Origin of the sequence: Oceanisphaera psychrotolerans, from assembly GCF_001870485.1 — a bacterium.
Taxonomy (GTDB): Bacteria; Pseudomonadota; Gammaproteobacteria; order Enterobacterales; family Aeromonadaceae; genus Oceanimonas; species Oceanimonas psychrotolerans.
Window position 1 is genome coordinate 69,044 of sequence record NZ_MDKE01000003.1, and the last position, 25,004, is coordinate 94,047.

Sequence of the window (25,004 nt, forward strand, 5' to 3'; positions counted from 1 at the left end):
GTAGGGGTACGAGTCCGATATGAAAATACTGGTGGTCGACGATGATCCTTTTATGCTCCAGGTATTGAAGCGCCAGCTTACGCTTGCCAGTAGCAAGGAAATTATTGCCTGCACCTCTGCCGAGCAGGCGTTGAGCTTGATGAGGCAGGACGACGGTACTATTGGCCTGGTGATACTGGATCTGCAAATGCCGGATATGGATGGTATCGAGTGTGTCCGTCATCTGGCTCGTATCGGTTATTCAGGCAAGCTGCTGTTGCTCAGTGGCGAAGACGAACGAATTCTGTCGACGGCTCAATCTCTGGCCAGGGGGCATGGGTTGAATGTGCTCGACGCGATCCAGAAGCCGATTTCCCTTCAACACCTGAGCCAGATTTTAGCGCAGACTCAGCCCTCACCCGCAACGCTGAACGGAGGGCTTGGTGAGTTGTGCAACCCGGACGACCTGGTCAGGGGCATCGCCGCCGGCGAACTGATCAATCATTATCAGCCGAAGGTGGTGCTGGCCAGCGGAGCGGTGGATGGGGTCGAGGCGCTGGTGCGCTGGCAGCACCCCCGGCATGGCCTTATCTATCCCGATCTGTTTATCCCGGTGGCCGAGCAGCATGGGCTTATCGACGAGTTGACCCGTTGCGTGATGCGTCAGGCACTGCATGATGCTCGTCAGTGGCGACAACAGGGCCTCGATTTCAATATCGCCGTCAATGTCAGCATGGATAATATCAGCTCGCTGTTGTTTCCCGACTTTGTTACCCGGTTGGCGGCGGAAACCGGCATGCCGCTGGAGCAGCTGACCCTGGAAGTGACAGAAAGCCAGCTGATGGCGGAGCCCCTGAAGGCGCTCGATACCTGACCCGGCTGCGTTTGAAGCGCATTGGCCTCTCTATCGATGATTTCGGTACCGGTTATTCCTCCCTCGCCCAGCTGAGAGACATTCCGTTCAGCGAGCTCAAGATAGATCGCAGTTTTGTGCATGAAGCCAACCGGGATCCAACCCGCAAGACCATTTTTGACGCTATTCTGGGCATGGCCGAGCAACTGGGCATGAGCACCGTGGCCGAAGGCGTGGAAGATGCCGATGACTGGAACTACCTGAAGCAGACGGGCAGATGCCGGCTGGCTCAGGGGTACTTTATCGCCCGGCCCATGCCGGCCGGACAAATCAGCGCCTGGCTTGACCAGTGGCATGATCAAATGAACCGGCTACCGCCCCCCCGGGAACCATAATCATGACTGCCGTACCATCGCCGACGTTGGACGACAGCCAAGCATGGGCTGGTGCCCGTCCCTGGCTTCGCCCGCTGTGGCGTTCCTGCGCCTTGATACTGGGTTATGCCGTGCTGGCCTGGTTGGGCATGTGGCTGGCCACCCCGCCCGTGTATGCGGCGCCGATCTGGCCTGCCGCCGGGCTGGCGCTGTTTGGCCTGTTGATCTGGGGCCGGCAGTACTGGCCGGCAGTCTGGCTGGGCGGCTTTGGGGCGGATTTTCTGCACAATACCTGGTTGACCGGCGATGATCCGGGCCTGGCGGTGATGCTGATGACCGCCATTCCGGCGGTGGCGGCCACCCTGGGGGCCTGGTTGGGGGCGGTCTGGCTGGCCCCTCTGGCCGACTCGCGCCGCCAGGCCGAGCGGGAAGGGGAAGTCCTGCTGCGGCTGGTACTGGCCGCCCCGGTGGCCTGTACCCTGTCGGCCACGGCGGGCATCACCACCATGTATCTGTTCGGTGGCCTGTCGGTCGAACTGTTGCTCGGCAACTGGCTGGCCTGGTGGTCGGCCGATACTCTGGGGGTGCTGATGATAGCCCCCTTCCTGCTGCCTCTGTTGTCCGACGCCTACCGTGAAACCACGGCCAGTGTGCTCAAGATGATGTTTTTACCCCTGCTGGTGATCATAGTGTCGGTGATCGGCCTGATGCTGCTTGGGCGCATGGAGCAGTCGGAGCATCGACAGCATATCAATGTGTCCGGCGAGGTGCTGCATGAGTACCTCGAAAGCAGCCTGTTGCGCCAGCAGGAGGCGGTGTACGAGGTGGCCGATGTGGCCTCGGGGGATGATGACCTTGATCAGGCCGAGTTTGTCCGCCTTACCCGGCGGCTGATCAACAGCGGGGTAGTGAAGGGACTGGCCTGGGTACCCAGGGTGCGGGCCACCGACCGCGAGGTATTCGAGTCAGCTATCGCTCAGCATAGCTGGCCGGAGTTTCATCTGCTCGAGAAAAACGCCCGGGGGGATTTTGTGCCGGCCTCGGCCCGCGCCGAATACTATCCGTTTGTTTTTGCCGCCTCGGCGCCGGAGTATGCCCCCGTCATCGGGGAGGATCTGGGTGCCAAGGCGGACTGTATGGCGGCAATCACCCAGGCCGCCGCCAGTGGCCTGCCGGTGCTGCAACTGTGGAAAGCCCCTTTGGAAACAGTCAAGGGGGGTGCCTGGCGTCTCTTTGTTCCCGTGTACCGGCCCGGCTTTGATGCTGAGCCGGCGTCGCCTGCGGCGCGACGGCAGGCCTTGCTGGGGGTTGCCGTGGGCTTTGTTCATGCAAGGGAGCTGGTGCTTGGTCTGGCCGAGCGCTCCACTCAGGTTGGACTCTCCAGCCGGCTGACCCTGACTCAGCAGGGCCAGCCGCTGACGCTGCTGGATCAGCGAGGGGCGGTGCACGAGGGCATACGGGCCGACTGGCAGCTTGGCCCCCAATGGCTCGGTGATACCCGGCTCGAACTGGAAAGCTGGGCGCCGCTGCCCTGGCAGCCGGGCCAGTCCCCCATGATGAAGCTGTTTATCGTGGGGGTGGTATTGCTGTTGCTGCTGGTGACCTCATTTACCACCAATGTCATCGGCCAGAGCATCCGTACCCGACGCCTGGTGGCGGACAGAACCCGCGAACTGGACGAGGCCCGCCGTGCGGCGGAACAGGCCAATCAGGCCAAATCCGACTTTCTCGCCAACATGAGCCATGAAATCCGTACCCCCATGAACGGCATTCTCGGCATGGCCGAATTGCTGCCGCACCAGCATGACATCGACACCCGCAACGAGACGGTGGGTATCATCAGAACCTCGGCGCAATCACTGTTGCAACTGATCGACGACATCCTCGACTTTTCGAAAATCGAGGCGGGTCTGCTTGAGCTCGAGCAAACCCGGATGAATATTCACAAGCTGGTGGAGAGCGTGCACCTCAGCCTGCAGCCGATGGCGTCGGCCAGGCAGGTGGACATCAGTTGCGAGATCGATAAGGCGGTGCCGGCCGAGTGTGGCGGGGATCCGCTGCGCTTGCGTCAGCTGCTCTACAACCTGCTGGGCAATGCCATCAAATTCAGTGCGGGTCGCCCCGGTCTGCGGGGGCAGGTGCGGCTGCGGGTCGAACGGGAGAGCCGGGAGCCGCTGCGGCTGTCATTGCAGGTGGCCGACAACGGCATCGGCATTGCCCCCGAGCAGCAGGCAGCCTTGTTCCAGCCGTTTATTCAGCTGGAAAGCTCCACTACCCGTCGTTTTGGAGGCACCGGCCTGGGACTGACCATCTGCCGGCGACTGGTGGAGATGATGGGCGGCGACATTCGGGTCGACAGTGCTCTTGGCGCGGGGGCCGTGTTTACCCTGAGCCTGCCGGTACAGGCGGTGACGCCGCAGAGTGGGTGGGCAGAACCCGGGCCTGGTCTGGTTGTGCCTGCCCGGACCATCAGGGTACCGGCAGTCACGGGGGCACGGATCCTGGTGGCGGAAGACGATGCCGTCAACCAAAAGGTGATACTGCGCCAGTTGGCGTTACTCGGTTATCAGGCCGAGCTGGCGGTTAATGGTCGGGAGGCGCTGCGGCGCTGGCAACAGGGCGGGTTTGTGTTATTGCTCACCGATCTGCACATGCCGGAGATGGACGGCTATCAGCTGGCCGGCGCCATCCGTCGACGGCAGCAGGGACATCCGCTGCCCATCATCATGCTGACCGCCGATGTGTTGAGTGCACGGTCACAGGCCGAACGACCTCGGGGGGTGGACGACTACCTGACCAAGCCGGTACGGCTGGATGTGCTGGCCGCCAAGCTGCAGCAATGGCTGCCGGCGGCGGATCCAGGCTGGCCTTGTCAGCCAGCCGCCCCCTTAAATCAGGAGACATGAACCGCATGCAGGAAGCACCCCAGACCGCACAGGATCAGGACCACCGTAGGCACAGGCCAGACGAGGCCTTCTCCTGGATCAAGGCCGCTCTGATAGTGCTTGGCTATCTGGTCCTGGCCGGCCTGGGTCAATGGCTGGCAGGGCCACCAGTACGAGCCTCGTTGCTCTGGCCCGCCGCCGGCCTGGCGTTGTTTGCATTGTTGCTGTGGGGAAACCGCTACTGGCCGGCAGTCTGGCTGGGGGCCTTCTGTGTTTCGCTGTTTCAAAGAACCCTGCTGATCGACCAGCCGGCGACCTTGTTTGCGGTTCTGTTCAGCGTGTTGCCGTCGATAGGCATGACCCTGAGTGCCTTGCTGGGTGCCCGCTGGCTGAATCCGCTGGTCGCGCCCGAACGGGGCAACCTGAAGGAAAGCCAGGTACTGCATCGGCTGTTGCTGGCCGGGCCGGTCGCCAGCGCTGTGGCTGCGACCACGGGGGTGGTCAACCTGGCCCTGTTCGAGGGATTGCAGATCGAATTGATCGCCGCCAGCTGGATGACCTGGTGGGCCGGCGATACCTTCGGCGTGCTGCTGGTGGCGGCCCTGCTGCTGCCCCTGTGGTCCGGTCTCTATCAGGAGCGCAGCTTGCTTGCCCGCAAGCTGCTGTTTTTGCCGCTGCTGGTGGTTGTTCTGACCACCTTGGGCTTCACCCTGCTGCAGCGGGCGGAGCAGGCCGAGCGGCGACAAGATATCGGGACGGCCGGCGAAGTGTTGCATGAATATCTGGAAGGGCATTTACTGCGCCAGCAGCAGGCCGTGGATTCGGTGGCGGATTTTGTCTCCAGCAGTGGCGCCATTACCCAGGCCCAGTTCAGCCGTTTTTCACAACGGATACTGGACAGCGGTGTGGTGCAGGGGCTGGCCTGGGTGCCCATGGTGGCGGCCGATGCCCGGCACTCGCTGGTAGCGGATATGCGGCGCCGGGGGCTGTCAGGCTTTCGGCTGGTGGAGCCGGACGGGGAAGACGGTTTTATTCCGGTGTTGGCGCGAGACACTTATTTTCCCCTGAGCTTTCATGGCAAAACGGCAGCCATGCCGCCCACCGGCCTGGATCTGGGCAGTGCCCCCGTGCTCCGCTCGGCGATGATGCGGGCGGCAATCAGCATGCAGCCGGTGCTGGTACAGGGTTGCGCCTGTCACCTCTATGATGATGAATCCATCGGCCACTGGCGGCTGTTGGTGCCGGTTTACCGCCAGGGGGAGGCGGACAGGCGGGCATTGGCCGATGAACGCCACGTTGCCTTGCGGGGGTTTGCCGTTGGCTTTATCCGGATGGAGGGCCTGATCACGGCTCTGGCCGGGAAGGGGGCGGAAGGCGGCCTGCTCAGCCGGCTCACCCTGATTGATGGTGAAGGGAATGCCAGCCTGTTGCTGGATCAGCGCCTGCCCTCGCAGGCAGAACGACCACCTGAGTGGCAGCTGCATCCGGAGCCGCTGGGTGATGCCCGCTTCCTGCTGGAGAGCTGGACCCCGGCGCCCTTGCTGGCGGCGGGTCAGTCCGTGATGATGACGGTGTACATCATCGCCGCCATGATCATCCTGCTGCTGGCGATATCCTTTGCCCTGGTGTCCGTCGAGCAGAGCCTGCATATCCGGCGCCGGGTCGCCGAGAGTACCGAGGAACTGCACGTCGCCCGCCGCGAGGCGGAACGGGCGAGTCAGGCCAAGTCGGAGTTTCTGGCGACCATGAGCCATGAAATTCGTACTCCCATGAACGGGGTGCTGGGAATGCTGGAGGTGCTCGAACGGCAGAGTACCGACAGCGGCCAGCGGGATACCATTCACATCATCAGGGACTCGGCCCTGTCGCTGCTGAGCCTGATCGACGATATTCTCGACTTTTCCAAGATAGAGGCCGGGCGGCTCGAGCTGGAGCGCACCCGCTTTGCGCTGAGTCCGCTGGTGGAAGGCGTCTGCGCCACCCTGTATCCGATGGCCATCGACAAGCAGGTGGATGTGACCTGCTATATCGGGCCCGAGGTACCACAGATGATCGAGGGCGATCCGACCCGGCTGCGCCAGCTGATTTACAACCTGCTCGGTAATGCCATCAAGTTCAGTGCCGATCGCGATGAGCTGCGTGGTCGGGTCCGGCTCCGGATCACGCTAGGTGTGAATTCCCGGTGGCTGCGGGTGCGGGTGATCGATAACGGCATCGGCATCGATCCCGCCATGCAGCAGGAGCTGTTCCGTCCCTTTGTACAGGCGGAAAGCTCCACTACCCGGCGCTTTGGCGGCTCGGGCCTGGGCCTGGCCATCTGCCAACGGCTGGTGGATATGATGCAAGGGCAGATTTCCCTCGACAGCCGGCCGGGGCTGGGGTCGACATTTACCATCAGGCTGCCCCTGCTCGATCCGGAGCCGGTGGTGCAGCAGGCGCCGTTGAGCGGAGTCGACTGCGTGCTGATCGGCGGTGAGACCGAACGCGCCGAGGATATCCAGACCCTGCTGACGGCCGCCGGTGCCCGGGTGCGGGTGGCGGACAGCCGGCAGCAGGCCGAGGCCATGGCCGCCGAGTGGGACGATCCCGTGCTGATCCATGACAGCGACGTCGATGATGATGCGCTGTTGTCCGGCGCCGGCCTGCCGTCCGGGCGTCTGTTGTGGCTGACCCGGGGGCGTCGTCGCCAGCCCAGGTGGGTGCATCATGATCTGTTGACCCTCGACGGTGATTTTCTCGAACAACAACGGTTGCAGCAGGCGGTGCTGATGGCGGCCGGCAAGGCGGAGGTGCCGGTCGGAGAGCCGGTGACCCGGGCGCGACGGTGGCCGAGGCGAGGGGCAAGGGCCAGTTGATCCTGGTGGCGGAAGACGACACCACCAACCAGAAGGTCATTCTGCATCAGCTGGCGTTGCTGGGCTATCGCGCCGAGGTGGCGGCGAACGGCCAGGACGCTCTGCAACGCTGGCGGCAGGGTGAATTTGCCTTGTTGCTGACCGATCTGCATATGCCGCAGATGGATGGCTTGCAGTTGGCCAGGGCAATCCGGCAGGAAGAAGGCAAGGGGAGGCACCTGCCGATTATCGCCCTGACCGCCGATGTGCTCAGTGTGCGTCAGCGTATCATCGATGGGTCGGGGTTCGATGATTGCCTGAGCAAACCAATTCAGCTGGACGTGCTGGGGGATATGCTGCATCACTGGCTCCCCGGCGCCAGGGAAGTCGCCGTCGAGGCGCCGGAGCGGGTGCCGTCATCGACGGTGGTGGAGCTGTCGGTGCTGAGGGAGCTGGTCGGTGATGACGAGCAGATCATACAGGCGGTGTTGTCGGATTTTCAGGTGTCGCTCCGTCGGTCGGCAATAGCATTGCGTGAGGCCTATATCAAGGGGGATGCCCGGCAAGTGGGGGCGATAGCCCATCAGTTGAAGTCTGCCGCCCGAACCGTCGGCGCGCTGGCGTTTGCGGACAGCTGCGCCGAGCTGGAAACCGTGTGCAAGGCCGGGCAACAGGCCGGACTGACGCCGTTGATCAGTCAGTTCGAGCGAAACCTGACGCTGGTTGAAACCAGTATTGAAGAGCAGTTGATACCCATCGGATTAAACAACAGGTGAGCTAACGGTAAGCCTCAACGCACCCAGCCGATGCACCTCTCGGGCAGAACGGGGCGATAGGGTGGGCGCGAACCGGCGGGGATGGCGCCCGCCTTGTCGTTCAGCCAGCTGGCCAGCTCGCGGCCACAGCCGGTGCCGGCGGGCACGGCGGCCTGGGGCTCGCACTGGTTATCTCCTGGCGGGCAGTGCAGCCGTACATGAAAATGGCTGGAATGACCAAACCAGGGGCGGAGTTTGCCCAGCCAGTCGGCCTCGCCGTAGGCCCGGCACATGGCGCTCTTGATCAGGGGGTGCACGAAAATACGGCTGACCCGCTCATCCTGCGCCGCCAGGGCGATCAGCTGGCGTTGTGGATCGCGAAAATGGGCGTTGAGGATATAGTAGCGATGATCCACCATATCGACCGCCTTGATGCGCTCCAGCCGTCGGGTGTCCGGGTTCCTGGGGGGCGGGCGCAGCCAGATATCGGCATCGAGCCCGGTCTGATGGCTGCGATGGCCAGACCGGAAGGGACCGCCGCGCTCCATGGCAATGTCGGCGACCAGCATCGGCGGCAGGCCGGCCTGCCGGACGTGACGCCCCAAATCCTGCAAATAATCGATCAGCGGCGGCTGGCCATAGAAACGCTCGCGGTTGGCGCGGATCACATAAAAACCGGGCCCGGAGGCGGGCAGCGGCCGGGCGTTCAGCTGGCAACCGGCGGCATAACTGCCGATGGCCTCGGCCCAGACCAGACTGGGCAGCCATAACAATAACCCGATCCATTTAATCATTTCCGTGCTCCCGAACGACCGCATGTCACCATTATTTATGGTTGCGGTTTTTTTTGCTAGGGTGATGCCCCTTTTGACAGATGGAATAACAACATGACCGTGCAGCGCCTACCCCTGCCGCAGCTACTGGAACAACCGCTGGAGTTTGTGCTGAGCCCGCCCGCCTGGCGCTTTTACCTGATCCATTCGCTGGTGCTGCTGGCCAGCCTGGTGGCGGTGGGGGTGTCGCTGTGGGATGCACAAACCGGTTTTGGCCTTATCCACTGGGTCGGCCTGATCTTCGGCGGCACCGTGCTGTTGCTGAGCCTGTGGCCGGCCAGCTGGAGCCGGCAACGGTTGATCAACCTGGCCTTCGACAGTGAGCATTTGTATCTGGTGAACGGCAGCGACAAACAGGCGGTGGCCTTGCCGCGCGAGCGGGTGCGGGCGGTCAACAAGGGCAAGCTGCCCGGCCACGACGGCGCCATTATCGCCTTTACCCTGGATCTGTCACTGAACGAACAGGAGCTGGCGACCATCCACGAGACCCTGGGCACCCAGGCCGAAGACAGATTCAAGCTGGATGACGACTGTTATCGCTTCGGTTTTGTCGGCAACTGGCAGCCCCGGCGTGTCTTGCTGGCAACCATTTCGGTGCTGGCACCGGCGGTGGTGATCGATGCCAATGATCAGCCGGTCGACGACGATGACGACGACTGGGACGATTGAGCCGATGCGGTTCTGGAGTGAACCGGGTGGTAGCAGAGGGGAAAAGCAAACCGTCAGCAGGCCATATGGCCTGCTGACGGTTCAGAACGACTGCTTTTACCGGCCTCCGCCCTGGGGCGGACGCCGGTCAGGCCGTGTTCAGCCGGCCAGGCGCTGTGACTGGGGCTGGCGGCCGTACAGGTATTGCTGCAGGCGGCTTTTTTCCGCCTCGGTCAGGTAAAGGCCGAGCTTGGTGCGGCGCCAGATGATGTCTTCCAGCGTGACCGCCCATTCATGCTCGATCAGGTAGTCCACTTCCTTCTGGTGCAGCGTGGCGCCGAGGACCGGCCCCAGATCTTCCAGCCGGGTGCAGCCGTCGAGGAAGTGGTGGCACAGGTTGCCATAGGTGCGTACAAAACGCTGGCACATGGCCTCTGGCAGCCAGGGGAACTGGCGTTTCAGTGACGCATTCAGGCTGTCATGATGCTCGAAATTACCACCCGGCAGCGTGGCTTCCTTGGTCCAGGGGCCGCTTGCCTCGGGAAAGAAGCGACAGATGGCATTGGTGGCGGCCTCCGCCAGTTTGCGATAGGTGGTGATCTTGCCGCCGAAAATCGACAGCAACGGCGCCTCGCCCTGCGGCGCGTCCACCTCGAAGGTGTAGTCACGCGAGGCTTTCTGGGCTTCGCCCCGCTCATCGTCCATCAGCGGCCTGACCCCGGAATAGGTCCACACCACATCGTCTGCGCTTATCTTGCGCTTGAAATGGTCATTGACCACGGCGCACAGATAGTCCACTTCCTCCGCGCTGATCGCCGCCTCCGATGGATTGCCCTGATAGTCCACGTCGGTGGTGCCGATCAGGGAGAAGTTGTCTTCATAGGGGATCACGAACACGATGCGGTTATCTTCGTTCTGCAGTATGTAGGCTTCGGGTTCGTCATGCAGGCGCGGCACTATGATGTGGCTGCCCTTGACCAGGCGTATTTTCTTGGGCGCCTTGAGGCTCATGGTCTCGTCGAACAGCTTGCTGGCCCAGGGGCCGGCGGCATTGATCAATGCCCTCACCCGCAGTGTTTGCCGCTCTCCGCTGTCGTTGTGCTGCAGGGTTACCTTCCACAGGCCATCCTGCCGTTCGGCCCGGATGCAGCGGGTGCGAGTGCGGATGTCCGCGCCATGATTGCGCGCCGCCATGGCGCAGAGCACCACCAGACGGGCATCATCGACCCAGCCATCGGAATACTCGAACCCCTTTTTGATTTCGCCCACCAGCGAGCTGTTTTCACCAAAACGAAGGCCGTTGGAGCCGGCCAGGCGTTCACGCTTGGCCAGGTGGTCGTAAAGGAACAAACCGATACGGATCATCCAGGCCGGGCGAAGATGGGGGCGATGGGGCAGGCGAAACCGCAGCGGCCACATGATGTGAGGGGCATTGCGCAGCAGGGATTCCCGCTCGGCCAACGCTTCCTTCACCAGCCGGAATTCGTAATGTTCGAGATAGCGCAGTCCGCCATGGATCAGTTTGCTGCTGTTGGACGACGTCGCAGACGCCAGATCGTTCATTTCGCACAGCACCACCTTCAAGCCTCTGCCTGCTGCATCCATGGCGATGCCGGTGCCGTTGACGCCACCACCAACTACCAGCAGATCATGAATAGTTTGCTCTGAAGTCATGCTTTGTTCTCCTTTCGGCACCGCGGCCCTGTTGCCTTGGGTATGGGTTCAATCTCGATATACGGATTATAATATTCGAAAAGGAAAATATTCAAACATAAACGAAGAGAATGATGTGTTTTTTGGTTCTTTGCGACAGTGTTCAACAATAGAGTGTGTTCTTTGCCATCATGGCGGGTGGTTCCGGACCGGTCGAGGTGAGATGGCATGGCCTTTGCGCGCCTGTCTGTGCTTTTGGTGGTGGAACGAGTACAATCGAGCGTAAAGTTTCATCCATTACAGGGAGTTACCGCGTGAAGCAAACCCTGCGCCATCAACAGATCCTCGAGTTGCTGAAACACAAAGGTTTTGCCAGCACCGAAGATCTGGTCGCCCAGTTTGATGTGAGCCCGCAGACTATTCGTCGCGATTTGAATGACCTGGCCGAGCACAACCGTATCCGCCGTCATCATGGCGGCGCTTCTCTGATGTCGAGCACGGTCAACGCCGCCTATGATTCCCGCAAGGTGATGTATGCCCGGGAGAAAGACGGCATTGGCCGGGCCATTGCCGCCGAAATTCCTGACGGCGCTTCGCTGTTCATCGACATCGGTACCACCACGGAGGCGGTGGCCAGAGCGCTGCTTGACCACCAGGAGTTGCGGGTTATCACCAATAACATCCATGTGGCCAGCATTCTCAGTCAGAAGGAAGACTTTACCGTGATCATCGCCGGTGGCGAGGTGCGCAATCGGGACGGTGGTATCGTCGGTGAGGCGACTCGGGACTTCGTGCAGCAGTTTCGCACCGACTACGGCATCATCGGCATTTCCGGTATCGATACCGACGGCTCTCTGCTCGAATTCGATTATCACGAGGTGCGTATTGCCCAGGCCATCATCAGCAACAGCCGGCAGGTGTTTCTGGCGGCGGATCAAAGCAAGTTCGGCCGTAGCGCCATGGTCAATATGGGCAATATCAGCCAAATCACCGCCCTGTTCACCGACGCGGCCCCTCCCACGGCGCTGCAGAAAATCATGGACGAACATCAGGTGGCCTGCCACATCACCGAGTGAGTCCGCCTGCAACGAGGTTTGATCTGTTCCTATCGGTGAAGCGCCCTTTGGTGGAAAGGGGCTGCGTACCGGCGTTATCGACCAAACTGAAAAGGGCGCCTGATGGCGCCCTTGTTGCGTATGTGTTGCTCTCAGTGCTCGGCCCAGTCCAGCGAGCGTGTCACCGCCTTCTGCCAGCCGCTGTACAGGGTGGCGCGGGTGTCTTTGTCCATATTGGGTTTGAACTCCCGGTCGACGGAGAACTTGTTGGCCAGCTCATCGGTGCTTTGCCATACGCCCACCGCCAGGCCGGCGAGGAAGGCCGCGCCCATGGCGGTGGTCTCGGTCTGTTTGGGGCGTTCTACCCTGGCGTTGGTGATATCTGACTGGAACTGCATCAGGAAGTCGTTGGCCACGGCGCCGCCGTCCACTTTGAGCGTGGCCAGCCGGAGACCGGAATCTTCCTGCATGGCCTCCAGCACATCCCGGCTCTGGTAGGCGATCGCCTCCAGTGCGGCCCGGATGATATGGTTGCGGTTCACGCCCCGGGTCAGGCCCATCAGGGTACCGCGGGCGTAAGGATCCCAATAGGGGGCGCCGAGGCCAACGAAGGCCGGTACTAGGTAGACACCGTTGGTGTCGGCTACCTTCTCGGCGAAGTAGCCGGTATCGTCCGCCTCGCGAATGAGGCCCAGTTCGTCCCGCAGCCACTGAATGGTGGCACCGCCCATGAACACGGAGCCCTCCAGGGCGTAGTTGACTTCTCCCTTGGCGCCTACCGCCAGGGTGGTGAGCAGACCGTGGCTGGAGTTGACCTTTTTCTCGCCGGTGTTCATCAGCAGGAAGCAGCCGGTACCATAGGTGTTCTTGGCCATGCCCTTGTTAAAGCACAACTGGCCGAATAGCGCCGCCTGCTGGTCGCCGGCGATGCCGGCGATGGGGATGCGGGTGCCGCCCTTGCCGCCGATATTGGTTTTGCCGTACACCTCGCTGGAAGAGCGCACTTCGGGCAGCATGGACGCGGGAATGCCCAATTCATCCAGCAGTTTCTCGTCCCATTCCAGGCTGTTGATGTTGAACAGCATGGTACGCGAGGCGTTGGTGTAGTCGGTGACGTGTACCCGGCCTTCGGTCAGTTTCCAGATCAGCCAGGTATCTATGGTGCCGAACAGCAGCTCGCCGTTGCTGGCCATTTCCCGGGCTCCGTCCACGTTGTCCAGTATCCACTTGAGCTTGGTACCGGAGAAATAGGCGTCCAGCACCAGACCGGTGTTTTCCCGGATGTAGTCGGTCAGCCCGCGAGCCTTCAATTGCTCACAGATGTCGGCGGTACGGCGGCATTGCCAGACGATGGCGTTGTATACCGGCTTGCCGGTGCTCTTTTCCCACACCACCGTGGTTTCGCGCTGGTTGGTGATGCCGATGGCGGCAATCTGATCCGCATTGATGCCGGTCTTGGCCAGTACCTCGGTCAGGGTGGAACGCTGACTGGCCCAGATTTCCATCGGGTCATGCTCGACCCAGCCGGCCTGGGGGTAAATCTGGCCAAATTCCCGTTGGGCCACGCTCTGGATGGTGGCGTTTTCGTCGAAGATGATGGCGCGGGACGAAGTGGTACCCTGATCCAGAGCAACCACATACTGTTTGGCTTGTGACATTTCGCTGTCTCCTTGTCGAGTCGGGCTCAGGCTTCGGCCTGCTGCCCCTGCTGAGAAGTATTGGTGTTTTCTTCGGATTGCGCCGCGGGCAGGAAGCGGGCGATGGCGTTATCGTACAACCAGGCGCCCAGACAGGCACCGGCGACGGGGCCGAGTATCGGCACCCAGAAATAGGGGTTGTCGCGTCCGCCGGAAAGCGCCATGTCTCCCCAGCCGGCCAGCCAGGCAAACAGTTTGGGGCCGAAGTCACGGGCCGGGTTCATGGCAAAGCCGGTCAAGGGGCCGGTGGCGGCGCCGATCACGGCGATCAGCAGGCCGATCAGCAGTGCCGCGCCCATGCCTTTGGGGCCACCGTTGCGCTCGTCCACCAGGGCGAGTATTGCCATCATCAACACGGCGGTGATGGTGACTTCGACCAGAAAGGCGTGCCCGTTGGACAGCAGACTGTGCGGGTAAGTAGAGAAGATCCCGGCCAGCGCCAGACTTTCCTGGCTTCCCCGGATGATGCCGGTGCTTTGCTCCCATTCGAGAAACAGTGGCTGATACAGGCCGTAAACGAGGGCGGCAGCCGAGAAAGCGCCCGCCATCTGTGCGCCAATGAAGGGCAGTACCTTGTGTTTGTCGAAGCCCCGGAACAGGGTCAGGGCCAGGGTGACCGCGGGGTTGAGGTGGGCGCCGGAAACACCGCCCGCCACATAAATGGCGATGGCCACACCCACGCCCCAGCTGATGCTGATTTCCCAGAGTCCGAAGCTGGCATTGGCCACCACCAGTGCGGCCACGCAGCCGGCGCCGAAGAAAATCAGCAAGCCGGTGCCGATAAACTCTGCCACACATTCTCCGAACAGGGTACCCGGTCGTTTGATGGACATATTCTGACTCCTTTATGTATCTAACGTTATCCAATGCGGCGATTTTCGTTCTTTTGCTCGTATTCGAACAGTTAAACTTGTTAAAAATGTGTTATTGGTCACTATTTTTTGAGCTTTTATCTTCGAAAAGAGCCAGTGTTGTTGAAGGGGCTGTACGTGCTCGGCATTTATGACTGTTTTAGGGCTGTGTTTATGCTGACTTGTTCGGTGTTGGGGGGATTTCCGTTTGTGTCTTAATTTGCCCCCGGTCCGTTAATGTTCGTTATCGAGCAATCCAATGTTTGCGCGCGATCCTGCGAGCCGCGCCGCCTCCATGGGTGCCTGCAGGCGGTGGTCGTTTTCGTGGTATGCCGTTCCGGCCTGGGGTTGGGAGACGAGGCTGTTCGGGCGGATGGGGCGGGTGAGGTGCCGGCATCGACGGTTGGCGTGCCAGCAGATGGTTCAGCGACCAGGAAGAGGCAACAGGGTTGCCTCTTTGTGCCGTGACCAATAGGTAGTCAAACAGGCTTAGCGCAAATAGGGGTTGTGCAGCCGCTCGTGGCCGAAGGTGCTTTCCGGTCCGTGACCGGGCACGAAGGTGATATCGTCGCCCAGCGGCAGCAGGGTATGGGTAATGGCGTTGATCAGGGTGGCGTGGTCGCCACGGGGAAAGTCGCTGCGCCCGACGCCACCGTTGAACAGCACATCGCCCACAAAGGCCAGCCGCTGTGCTTCATGTACAAACACCACGTGGCCCGGGGTATGGCCGGGGCAGTGATGGACATCCAGTTGTTCGTTACCCACGGTCACGGTGTCGCCCTGGTTGAGCCAACGGTCGGGCGTAAACCCGGACACGGGATCAAACCCGAACATCTGCACCTGTTGTGGCAGACCCTCTATCCAGAAGGCATCGTCTGACCCCGGGCCTGTTACCGGTACGCCCGTCCGGGCAATCAGCTCGCCGGTGGCGCCCACATGGTCCAGGTGGCCGTGGGTCAGCAGAATGGACTCCAGCGTCAGGCCGCGCTCGGCAATGGCCGCCAGCAGCCGTTCGGTTTCACCGCCCGGATCGATCAGGGCGGCCTTGTTGGTCTCGCTGCACCATAACAGGCTGCAGTTCTGGTCGAAGGGAGTCACCGGCAGGGTGATTCGGTTCAGCATCGGTCTAGATTTCCTTTAACATAATACTCAGGATTGCGCAGTCTGGGCTTCGGGTTGGTTGGCCAGCCATTCGGCCAGCTCATCGGCTTCGCCGCGCTTGATGATACGTTCTTCCTTGTCGACCTGGTGTCGTCGATAGATGGGGTCGTAATAGCGGCCGAGCAGCTCGGCGATCCATTCCTGATGGCCGTCACTGCCAAAGCCCAGCTGCTGCTGTTTGACGGCATCGGTCATCTGCTGCGACAGCCGGCGCCAGTCCCGATCGCCGAGACGCTTGTACAGCCGCTTGAGGCTGTCCTGCAGATAGGCCTCCAGTCGTTCCATGTCGTCGTTGAAGTGGCGTTGCATCACATCCACATAATCGTGCTGGATCTGGCGTACCCGCTGATCGAAGGGCACCTCCAGCAACAAAATGGGCGTGCGCTGCATGCGCAGGTACAGGCTCTTCGGCACCGGGCAACGGCCGATCATGGCGCTTTCGTCTTCCACCAGCCAGCTGCCGATGCCGGCCCGACGCTGCTTGAGTCGGGCGATGGCCAGCCGGTTTTCGAAGTCGATGGGGGTGGGCTGGGGCTCGCCCCAGTGGCCGAAGCTGGAGCCCCTGTGATGAGCGTAGCCTTCCAGATCCAGCGCCAGCGGGGTGCGGGCCAGCCAGTCGGTCTTGCCGCTACCGGTCAGGCCCGACAGCACGAATCCCGGTTGTTCAAAGCCGGTTTCAATCTCTTGCAGCAGGTGACGCCGCAGCGCCTTGTAACCGCCCTCGACCCGGGTGACGGGGCGGCCGGCGTCCCGCAGCCACTGCTGTACCGTCTGGCTGCGCAGGCCGCCGCGAAAACAGTAGATAACGCCGGTCGGGTGCTGTTCCAGCCAGTCGAGCCAGCCCTGCAGTCGTTGCTCGCGCAACTCACCGGCCACCAGCCGGTGGCCGAGCTCGATGGCCGCCGCCTGGCCCTGCTGCTTGTAGCAGGTGCCGACCCGGGCCCGTTCTTCGTCGCTCATCAGCGGCAGATTGCAGGCCGTCGGAAAGGCGCCTTCGACAAACTCCACCGGAGCACGTAGATCCAGCAGCGGGATATCGTCGCCCAGCAGCCGGTCGTAGTCGGCGGTCAGCTCGGTCATGTGGTCTGGCTCACTCACCCGTCACCTCGATGCGATGTTCGCCGGCGGTGGTCAGCTCGCCGATGGGAGAGAGTTGCAGGGAATGCCTGGCGGCCAGGGTCAGGAAGGCGTCGACCGCGTCGGGGCGTACCGCCACCAGCAGGCCACCGCTGGTCTGGGGATCGCACAGAATATGCTGCTGGCGCTGAGTGAGCGGGGCCAGCTTGTGGCCATAGGCGTCCAGGTTGCGCAGGGTGCCGCCGGGCACGGCGCCGGCCTGCAGGTAGTGATCGACGGCGGGCAGCAGCGGTATGTCGGCCATGTTGAGTGTTGCGCTGACATCGGCGCCTTCACACACCTCCAGCAGGTGCCCCATGAGGCCGAAACCGGTGACATCGGTCATGGCGCTCACCCCTTCGAGCGTCGCGAAATCCTGACCCGGCTTGTTGAGCTGGCACATGGCCTCGGCGGCCAGGGTGGCGTGCTCATCCTGCAGTACGCCTTTTTTCTGGGCGGTAGACAGAATGCCGATGCCGAGCGGTTTGGTCAGAAACAGCAGGTCGCCGGCGGCGGCGGTGTCGTTGCGTTTGACCTGGTCGAGTGCAATCTGGCCGGTGACCGCCAGCCCGAAGATGGGCTCGGGCGCATCGATGCTGTGCCCCCCGGCCAGTGAAATGCCGGCGTCGTGACAGGCCTGACGGCCACCGTCGATCACCTGCTGGGCCACTTCCGGTGCCAGCAGGTTGACCGGCCAGCCGAGAATGGCGATGGCCACGATGGGCGTCCCGCCCATGGCATAGATGTCGCTGATGGCGTTGGTGGCGGCGATGCGGCCGAAGGTGAAGGGGTCGTCCACTATCGGCATGAAGAAGTCGGTGGTGGAGATAATGCCCATGCCGTTGCCAATGTCGACCACGGCGGCGTCGTCCCGGCTGTCGTTACCGACCACCAGACTCTGGTCGGTGAAGCGGGGCAGCTGGCTGTGCAGTATGGTGTCGAGAACTTTGGGGGAAATCTTGCAGCCGCAGCCGGCGCCGTGGCTGTATTGGGTCAGGCGAATAGGTTCCACTTGGGCTTCCTTGGAGTCACTAACGGAAAGGCCATATAGTAACGCTTATGGGCAGGGAGCGCATCCGTTGGGAAGCTAGGGAGAGGCTTTGGGTATGATGACAATGCGGGCGAAGACGGACAAAGAGCCAGCTCAGCCGACTCGCTCAAGCACCTTCTTGTCACGCTCAGCACATGACGTCCCTGTCATGTGACGGTCGGCTGAGCCGATCTCTTTGCCCTTCTTGATGCTACAGAGTCGTCTGTTGGCACTATCTGCAGGCAACTCGGTGTTGCCTCTTACGCTCACACCTTTACCAGGCCCGAACCACCAGTCCTTTCAGGTAGTGGCCTTCCGGATAGGCGGTACCGATGGGATGGTCGGCGGCCTGATTCAGTCGCTCCAGGATCTGGGCGTCACGGCCGGCATCCAGGGCGGCGTCGGCGACGATTTTCTGGAACAGATCCTGAGTCATCAGACCGGAGCAGGAGAAGGTCAGCATTACACCGCCGGCATTGAGCAGTTGAAAGGCCAGCATATTGATGTCTTTATAACCACGGCAGGCGCCGTTGAGCTGGGCCTTGCTTTCGGCGAACTTGGGCGGGTCCAGCACGATCACGTCGAAACGCTGGCCCTGATCCCGGTACTGGCGCAGCAGCTTGAACACGTCGGCCTGTTCGAATCTGGCCCGGCTCAGGTCCAGCTGGTTCAGTTCGACATTCTGCCGGGCCAGTGCCAGCGCCGACTCGGACATGTCCACGTTCACCACCTCGCTGGCGCCACCCTTGAGTGCGTACACCCCGAAGGTGCCGGTGTAGCTGAAGCAGTTGAGTACTCGCTTGTCCTGACAGTAACGGCCGGCGATACGGCGGTTGTCGCGCTGATCCAGATAAAAGCCGGTCTTGTGACCCTGCTCTACGTCGACCAGGATACGTACGCCGTTGTTCTCTTCGATGACCACCGGCTGTTCTGGCAGGGTGCCCGCCAGCAGGCCCTTGCGTTCTTTCAGACCTTCTTTCTTGCGTACTGCCACGTCGGAACGCTCATAGATGCAGCTATCCGGGTAGAGGGTGGTCAGCGCCGTGACGATGGCACTACGCCAGCGCTCGGCACCGGTGCTCAGCAGCTGGCAGACCACCACCTTGGCGTAGACATCGATGGTAATGCCGGGCAGGCCGTCGGACTCGGCGGCGCAGAGGCGGTAACCGGTGAGGCCCTGCTCCGCAATCAGCGGCTGGCGGCTGGCCTTGGCGCGTTCCAGGCGGCGCAGAAAGAACGCCTCGTCGACCACTTCATTCTGATCGAAGGTCCATACCCGGGCGCGGATCTGGGACTGGGGCGAATAAAAACCGCGACCGAGCCACTGGCCGTTGTGGCTGAGAATATCGACGGTATCACCGGCATTGGGCTGGCCCTGTACCTTGTCGACGGCACGGGAAAACACCCAGGGGTGACGACGCAGAAGGGACTTTTCCCGTCCGGCGATAAGGGTAATGGAGGTGGTCATAGGCTGGCGCTGCTAACAATAAAAGGGGCATAATTCTAGGGGCGCGCGAAGTAAAACACAAACAGGGAGAGAACAAGATGGCCGAGATCGCAAAAATAATCCGGGTCAGCGGGACCGTACAGGGAGTGAGCTTTCGCTTTTACACCCAGTGCGAGGCGGAGAAGCTGGGCGTGCGCGGTTATGCCCGTAACCTGCCGGACGGAAGAGTGGAAGTGTTTGCCGAAGGCGAGGCCGCCAGGGTGCGGCAACTGGTGAGCTGGCTGAGACAGGGTCCCGACACCGCCGTGGTGGACGGCATCACCGAGGAAGACGTGTCTTTAGCCCAACATCAGGGCTTCGTGACCGGCTGAGCACCATGCACCCGTAGGCGCCCATTTATGCGGCGCAAACCAGCATATGAATCGGCGTGCTCAGAAACGGCACCGGATCTGATAGCTCTGCGTTGTCTGATCCGCCAGCTAAAGCCGCGGCTACAACAACTGCAAGCTTGTCCGTCTCCTAGGGGCCGGTTTATTGGACCAGCGGGTCCGCGTGTCAAACTCTTGGTTGAATATATTCGACCCGACAAACACGATATCCGTTATCCAATGCATACAAAAAAGCCCGGCAGGGCCGGGCTTGGTCGTTAATCAGCGGGTGCTCAGGCTTTCAGCTTGGCATCCAGCTCTTCGATTTTGGCCTGCCAGATGGCGGGGCCGGCGACATGGGCGTTGTTGCCTTCACTGTCGACCGCCACCGTGACCGGCATGTCTTCCACCTCGAATTCGTAGATGGCTTCCATTCCCAGATCTTCAAACGCCAGCACCTTGGCCTTTTTCACCGCCTTGGCCACCAGATAGGCGGCGCCACCCACGGCCATCAGGTAAACGGCTTTGTGCTTCTGGATGGCGTCGACGGTGGCCGGGCCACGCTCGGCCTTGCCGACCATGCCCATCAGGCCGGCCTGCTCCAGCATCATGTCGGTGAACTTGTCCATGCGGGTGGAGGTGGTGGGGCCGGCGGGACCAACCGCTTCGTTACCGATGGCATCAACCGGGCCCACGTAATAGATGAAGCGATCCTTGAAATCGACCGGCAGTGCTTCGCCGTTGTTGAGCATTTCCTGAATCCGCTTGTGGGCGGCGTCGCGGCCGGTAAGCAGCTTGCCGGACAAGAGTACGGTTTCGCCCATCTTCCAGTCGGCAATGTCGGCACGGGTCACGGTGTCCAGATTGACCCGGCGCACGTTTTCGCCCACTTCCCAGGTGACTTCCGGCCAGTCTTCCAGCTTCGGCGGGGTCAGCTCGGCGGGGCCGGAGCCGTCCAGATGGAAGTGCACATGGCGGGTGGCGGCGCAGTTGGGGATCATCACCACCGGCTTGGAGGCGGCGTGGGTAGGGGCGGACTTGATCTTGATGTCGACCACGGTGGTGAGGCCACCCAGGCCCTGGGCGCCAATGCCCAGCTTGTTGGCCTTCTCGAAGATTTCCAGCCGCAGCTTTTCTTCGGTGGTTTCGGCGCCACGTTCGATCAGCTCGTGAATGTCGACCGGATCCATCAGCGATTCCTTGGCCAGCACCGCGGCCTTTTCGGCGGTGCCGCCGATGCCGATGCCGAGCATGCCGGGCGGGCACCAGCCGGCACCCATGGTGGGCAGGGTCTTCAGCACCCATTCCACGATGTCGTCGGACGGGTTGAGCATTACCATCTTGGACTTGTTCTCGGAGCCGCCACCCTTGGCGGCGATGGCCACTTCCACATGATCGCCGGGCACCATGTCGATGTGCACCACGGCGGGGGCATTGTCTTTGGTGTTGATACGGCGACCGGCGGGATCGGCCACGATGGAAGCGCGCAGGGGGTTATCGGGGTTGTTGTAGGCGCGGCGCACCCCTTCATCCACCATTTCCTGCACCGTCATGTCGCTTTCCCACTGAACCTGCATGCCGATTTTCACGAAACAGGTGACGATACCGGTGTCCTGGCACAGGGGACGGTGACCTTCGGCTGACATGCGCGAGTTGATCAGGATCTGGGCGATGGCGTCTTTGGCGGCCTGGCTCTGCTCTTTTTCGTAGGCTTTTTCCAGTGCCTGCACAAAGTCCAGCGGGTGGTAGTAGGAGATGTATTGCAGCGCGTCGGCAACGGAGTCGATAAAGTCCTGCTTCTTGATAATGCTCATGGCTTCCTCATGGGTTATCGGCGTTAGCTCTGTATTGTTATAAGTGCCGCTATGATACGCTTAGCAGCCCCCGGCTGACCAGCCTGAGCGCCGGCCGGGATGCCAAAATTGTCGAGTGGATTACATTAATGGGACTGCCTTTGCACATTCACAGCCAGCCGTTTTCCGGCTCGGTGCATGATTTTTTTTCTCCGATTGCCGAACGGCCCTGGGCCATGCTGCTGGAGTCAGCCGCTCCGGTCGGCGGCGACAGCCGCTTTCATATCATCAGCGCCCAGCCGCTGGCCACGCTGGTGACCCGCGGCGAGGAAACGGTGATCGATCATCAGAACGGTGTCGTCACCTCCACCGATTGCCCCTTTACCCTGCTCAAACACTGGCAACGGCGGCTGCTGGGTGAGCTAGAACTGTCCGCCGACTGGCAGCATCTGCCCTTTGCCGGCGGTGCCCTGGGCCTGTTTTGTTACGATCTGGGCCGACGGCTGGAGCGACTGCCGGCGCTGGCCATCAACGAGCTGGCGACCCCGGACATGGCGGTGGGCATCTTCGACTGGGCCTGGGTCATCGACCGCGAACAGGAGCAGGCCCATCTGCTGGTGCTGGGCGACGAGCCCAGTCTGGCCACGCGGCTAGCCTGGTGGCAGGCACAACAGGCACCCACCCCGGAGCCCTTTCACCTGACCGGTGCCTGGATGGCCAATAAAACGGCGGCCGAGTATGAAGAAAGTTTCAATCGGGTACAGCAGTATCTGCAGGCCGGCGACTGTTACCAGATCAATCTGACCCTGCGTTTCAACACCGGTTTCAGCGGGGACGCCTGGCAGGCTTATCGTCATTTGAGCGAACACAACCGGGCGCCTTTTTCCGCCTTTCTGCAATTGCCCGGCAGCACGGTGCTGAGCCTGTCGCCCGAGCGCTTTATCGCCCTCGAGGGGCGTCGGGTCGAAACCAAGCCCATCAAGGGCACCCGGCCGCGAGGCAGCACCGAGGCCGAAGACCGGGGTTTCGCCCGGGAACTGCGTGAGGCACCGAAAGACCGTGCCGAAAACCTGATGATAGTGGACCTGCTGCGCAACGATATCGGCCGGGTCTGTGTGCCCGGCACGGTGCGGGTGCCTTCGCTGTTCGCCATCGAGTCGTTTCCGGCGGTGCATCATCTGGTGTCGACCATTACCGGCGAGCTGGCGGAGGGGCTGGACGGCACCGAACTGCTGGCGGCGACCTTTCCCGGTGGTTCCATCACCGGCGCGCCCAAGGTGCGGGCGATGGAAATCATCGAAGAGCTGGAGCCGCATCGGCGTCACGGCTATTGCGGCAGCATCGGCTATCTCAGCGCTCACGGCCGCATGGATACCAGCATTACCATCCGCACCCTGCTGGCCGAGCAGAATCGGCTTTATTGCTGGGCCGGTGGTGGCGTGGTGGCCGACTCGGAAGCGGCGGCGGAATACCAGGAGCTGTTCGACAAGCTGGGCAAGATACTGCCGGTGCTGGAAGCCCTGTGACCCTGCTTGAGCTGGAAACCCGCATCAAGCTGTTGCCGCCGACGGCGGATCCGCATCTGCCGGATCACGCCTATCCGGCGGCGGTGCTGGTTCCCTTGCTGCAGGCGGAGCAGGGGCTGGAGCTGGTGCTGACCCGGCGCAGCCGCCATCTGCGCCAGCACCCGGGTCAGGTCAGCTTTCCCGGTGGCCGGGCGGACAGCACCGACTCCAGCCTGTGGCACACGGCGCTGCGTGAAAGCTTTGAAGAGATCGGGCTGGCGCCCGAGCGGTGCCGCCAGCTGGCGCGGCTGCGGGCCCAGCATACGGTATCGGGCTTCGCGCTGACGCCTTTCGTCGGTGTGATCGAAGGCCAGCCGGAGTTTGTGCTTAATCCGGCGGAGGTTGAAGAGCTGTTCCGGGTACCGCTGGATTACGTGCTGGATCTGCGCCACCACCATCTGTTTACCCTGCGCCGCAAGGGCCGCTGGCATCGGGTGGTGTTCATTCGCTGGCATGGCATCTGGATCTGGGGCATCACCGCCGCCGTTATTCACCAGCTTGCACGACAGATTGCCCGCTGACGGGCGATCACCATCACAAATCCCGGTTGGCTGTTCTGGCCGCGGTTAAAATTTTGTTGGGTCTTCTCTCAAATAATTCTACAATCATTCAATAATAGTTGAGTGGGTAGCCCGGTGTGGATTCCGCTCAACCCTGATCCGTTAACCCGGTTGTATTTTATAACCCAAGTGCGTTTGGAGTGTTGCCATGATCAGCGTGTTCGATATGTTCAGTATTGGTATCGGTCCGTCCTCTTCCCATACCGTGGGGCCGATGCGGGCGGCGCATGACTTTGTAGAAGCCATGGCAAAGCAGGATATTCTGACCCGGACCAGCCGGGTCGAGGTCGAGCTGTTCGGCTCTCTGGGCCAGACCGGTATCGGCCATGGTACCGGTAAGGCGGTGATCCTGGGCTTGGGCGGTTTCGATCCGGAAAGCGTGGATGTGGACATGATCCCGGGCTTTCTGGAGCGGGTCGAGTCCAGCCAGGAAATATTGCTCAACCAGCGCCACCCGGCGGCGTTTCCCCGTAGCGGCGCCATCGTCTTTCATCGCCGCAAGACCCTGCCGTTGCACAGCAACGGCATGACCTGCCGTGCCTTCGAGGGCGATCGGCTGTTACATGAGCAGTCCTACTATTCCATTGGGGGCGGCTTTATCGTCAAGGCGGAAGAGTTCGCCCACACCAAGGCCAGCGCCGCGGCCGAGTCCAGTGCCAAACCGGCCCCCTTTCCGTTCAAGAGCGGTGATCAGTTGTTGCAGCTGTGTCGTGAAAACGGCATGTCGATCAGCAGCCTGATGATGGCCAACGAAAAGGTCAACCGCAGCGAAGAAGAAATTATCGAAGGCCTGCGCAAGCTGTGGAGCGTGATGAAGGCCTGTGTCTCGCGTGGCTGCAAGACCGAAGGCATTCTGCCCGGTGGCCTCAAGGTACGTCGCCGAGCCCCGTCGTTGTATCGCCGTCTGACCAGTGAGTCCCACTATAACAAGGATCCGCTGAGCGTGATGGAGTGGGTGGACCTGTTTGCCATGGCGGTCAACGAAGAAAACGCCGCCGGTGGCCGGGTGGTCACGGCGCCGACCAACGGCGCGGCGGGCATCATTCCGGCGGTGCTGCATTACTACGACAAGTTCGTGCAGCCGGTGGATGACGACGTGCTGGTACAGTATTTCCTGACCGCCGCCGCCATCGGTATCCTGTACAAGGAAAATGCCTCCATCTCCGGCGCCGAAGTGGGTTGCCAGGGCGAAGTGGGCGTGGCCTGCTCCATGGCGGCCGCGGCGCTGACCGCCGTGGTGGGCGGAACCATAGAGCATGTGGAAAACGCCGCCGAAATCGGCATGGAGCACAACCTGGGGTTAACCTGCGATCCGGTCGGGGGGCTGGTACAGGTGCCCTGTATCGAACGTAACGCCATGGGCTCGGTCAAGGCCATCAATGCCAGCCGGCTGGCCATGCGTGGCGACGGGGAACACAAGGTATCGCTGGACAAGGTGATCAAGACCATGCGCGAAACCGGCATGGACATGAAGACCAAATACAAGGAAACCGCTCGCGGCGGCCTGGCGGTCAACATCATCGAATGTTGATGATACGCCTTGCCGG

Annotated in this window: 20 protein-coding genes; 11 read left to right on the plus strand and 9 right to left on the minus strand. The window is 61.7% G+C overall.

Annotation, left to right across the window (positions count from 1 at the left end; genetic code table 11):
* Positions 1 to 19: 19 nt before the first annotated feature.
* Genes BFR47_RS01310 through BFR47_RS01325 form a run of 5 tightly spaced genes read left to right on the plus strand, consistent with a single transcriptional unit; the run spans position 20 to position 7,701 of the window.
* Positions 20 to 853 carry an EAL domain-containing response regulator gene (locus BFR47_RS01310; RefSeq protein WP_217645420.1) on the plus strand — a complete coding sequence of 278 codons (834 nt, stop codon included), beginning with the start codon at positions 20 to 22 and terminating at the stop codon, positions 851 to 853.
* 11 nt (positions 854 to 864) lie between these two features.
* The gene (locus BFR47_RS18940) at positions 865 to 1,227 is read left to right on the plus strand and encodes an EAL domain-containing protein (protein ID WP_217645421.1); all 363 of its coding nucleotides are present in this window, start codon (positions 865 to 867) and stop codon (positions 1,225 to 1,227) included.
* A gap of 2 nt (positions 1,228 to 1,229) precedes the next feature.
* Positions 1,230 to 4,112: an ATP-binding protein gene (locus BFR47_RS01315; protein ID WP_071471386.1), complete on the plus strand. Its 2,883-nt coding sequence runs from the start codon at positions 1,230 to 1,232 to the stop codon at positions 4,110 to 4,112.
* A 5-nt stretch (positions 4,113 to 4,117) separates the two neighbouring features.
* Complete coding sequence (locus BFR47_RS01320) at positions 4,118 to 6,946, plus strand: ATP-binding protein (protein ID WP_175514042.1); 2,829 nt, start codon at positions 4,118 to 4,120, stop codon at positions 6,944 to 6,946.
* Positions 6,916 to 7,701 carry a response regulator gene (locus BFR47_RS01325; protein ID WP_071471388.1) on the plus strand — a complete coding sequence of 262 codons (786 nt, stop codon included), beginning with the start codon at positions 6,916 to 6,918 and terminating at the stop codon, positions 7,699 to 7,701. Before BFR47_RS01320 ends, BFR47_RS01325 begins: the two co-directional genes overlap by 31 nt.
* A gap of 14 nt (positions 7,702 to 7,715) precedes the next feature.
* Here the strand turns inward: BFR47_RS01325 and mepA are convergent, their stop codons facing one another.
* Positions 7,716 to 8,474 (minus strand): penicillin-insensitive murein endopeptidase, encoded by a 759-nt coding sequence (gene mepA / locus BFR47_RS01330; protein ID WP_071471389.1) that lies wholly within the window; start codon positions 8,472 to 8,474, stop codon positions 7,716 to 7,718.
* A gap of 93 nt (positions 8,475 to 8,567) precedes the next feature.
* Between mepA and BFR47_RS01335 the strand changes: the two genes are divergently transcribed.
* Positions 8,568 to 9,182, plus strand: coding sequence for a hypothetical protein (locus tag BFR47_RS01335; protein WP_071471390.1), 615 nt, complete (start codon positions 8,568 to 8,570; stop codon positions 9,180 to 9,182).
* Positions 9,183 to 9,320: 138 nt separating this feature from the next.
* On the opposite strand, the gene glpD is transcribed toward BFR47_RS01335, so the two are convergent.
* Positions 9,321 to 10,835, minus strand: a complete 1,515-nt coding sequence (gene glpD / locus BFR47_RS01340; protein ID WP_071471391.1) for a glycerol-3-phosphate dehydrogenase — start codon at positions 10,833 to 10,835, stop codon at positions 9,321 to 9,323.
* Between the two features lie 293 nt (positions 10,836 to 11,128).
* Here glpD and BFR47_RS01345 point away from each other — a divergent pair, with 293 nt between their 5' ends.
* A complete protein-coding gene (locus BFR47_RS01345; RefSeq protein ID WP_071471392.1) occupies positions 11,129 to 11,890 on the plus strand; it encodes a DeoR/GlpR family transcriptional regulator in 762 nt (253 codons plus the stop codon).
* 131 nt (positions 11,891 to 12,021) lie between these two features.
* On the opposite strand, the gene glpK is transcribed toward BFR47_RS01345, so the two are convergent.
* The 6 genes from glpK to BFR47_RS01375 form a co-directional block, all read right to left on the minus strand.
* Complete coding sequence (glpK, locus tag BFR47_RS01350) at positions 12,022 to 13,527, minus strand: glycerol kinase GlpK (RefSeq protein WP_071471393.1); 1,506 nt, start codon at positions 13,525 to 13,527, stop codon at positions 12,022 to 12,024.
* A gap of 26 nt (positions 13,528 to 13,553) precedes the next feature.
* The gene (locus tag BFR47_RS01355) at positions 13,554 to 14,399 is read right to left on the minus strand and encodes an MIP/aquaporin family protein (protein WP_071471394.1); all 846 of its coding nucleotides are present in this window, start codon (positions 14,397 to 14,399) and stop codon (positions 13,554 to 13,556) included.
* 507 nt (positions 14,400 to 14,906) lie between these two features.
* Positions 14,907 to 15,539 carry an MBL fold metallo-hydrolase gene (locus BFR47_RS01360; protein ID WP_071471395.1) on the minus strand — a complete coding sequence of 211 codons (633 nt, stop codon included), beginning with the start codon at positions 15,537 to 15,539 and terminating at the stop codon, positions 14,907 to 14,909.
* A gap of 27 nt (positions 15,540 to 15,566) precedes the next feature.
* Positions 15,567 to 16,658, minus strand: coding sequence for a tRNA 2-selenouridine(34) synthase MnmH (gene mnmH, locus BFR47_RS01365; protein WP_071471396.1), 1,092 nt, complete (start codon positions 16,656 to 16,658; stop codon positions 15,567 to 15,569).
* A gap of 10 nt (positions 16,659 to 16,668) precedes the next feature.
* Positions 16,669 to 17,706, minus strand: coding sequence for a selenide, water dikinase SelD (selD, locus tag BFR47_RS01370; protein ID WP_071471397.1), 1,038 nt, complete (start codon positions 17,704 to 17,706; stop codon positions 16,669 to 16,671).
* Positions 17,707 to 17,998: 292 nt separating this feature from the next.
* On the minus strand, positions 17,999 to 19,192 hold the full coding sequence (locus BFR47_RS01375; protein WP_071471398.1) for a class I SAM-dependent methyltransferase: 1,194 nt from the start codon (positions 19,190 to 19,192) through the stop codon (positions 17,999 to 18,001).
* Between the two features lie 77 nt (positions 19,193 to 19,269).
* Between BFR47_RS01375 and yccX the strand changes: the two genes are divergently transcribed.
* The gene (gene yccX, locus BFR47_RS01380) at positions 19,270 to 19,542 is read left to right on the plus strand and encodes an acylphosphatase (protein ID WP_071471399.1); all 273 of its coding nucleotides are present in this window, start codon (positions 19,270 to 19,272) and stop codon (positions 19,540 to 19,542) included.
* A gap of 290 nt (positions 19,543 to 19,832) precedes the next feature.
* On the opposite strand, the gene BFR47_RS01385 is transcribed toward yccX, so the two are convergent.
* The gene (locus BFR47_RS01385) at positions 19,833 to 21,353 is read right to left on the minus strand and encodes a fumarate hydratase (protein WP_071471400.1); all 1,521 of its coding nucleotides are present in this window, start codon (positions 21,351 to 21,353) and stop codon (positions 19,833 to 19,835) included.
* Between the two features lie 128 nt (positions 21,354 to 21,481).
* Between BFR47_RS01385 and pabB the strand changes: the two genes are divergently transcribed.
* The 3 genes from pabB to BFR47_RS01400 all read left to right on the plus strand — a co-directional run bounded on the left by pabB (position 21,482) and on the right by BFR47_RS01400 (position 24,988).
* The gene (gene pabB / locus BFR47_RS01390; protein WP_071471401.1) at positions 21,482 to 22,858 is read left to right on the plus strand and encodes an aminodeoxychorismate synthase component I; all 1,377 of its coding nucleotides are present in this window, start codon (positions 21,482 to 21,484) and stop codon (positions 22,856 to 22,858) included.
* Positions 22,855 to 23,418, plus strand: coding sequence for a CoA pyrophosphatase (locus BFR47_RS01395; protein WP_071471402.1), 564 nt, complete (start codon positions 22,855 to 22,857; stop codon positions 23,416 to 23,418). The genes pabB and BFR47_RS01395 overlap by 4 nt, the downstream gene beginning before the upstream one ends.
* Positions 23,419 to 23,605: 187 nt before the next feature.
* Positions 23,606 to 24,988 carry an L-serine ammonia-lyase gene (locus BFR47_RS01400; protein WP_071471403.1) on the plus strand — a complete coding sequence of 461 codons (1,383 nt, stop codon included), beginning with the start codon at positions 23,606 to 23,608 and terminating at the stop codon, positions 24,986 to 24,988.
* Positions 24,989 to 25,004: the final 16 nt, after the last annotated feature.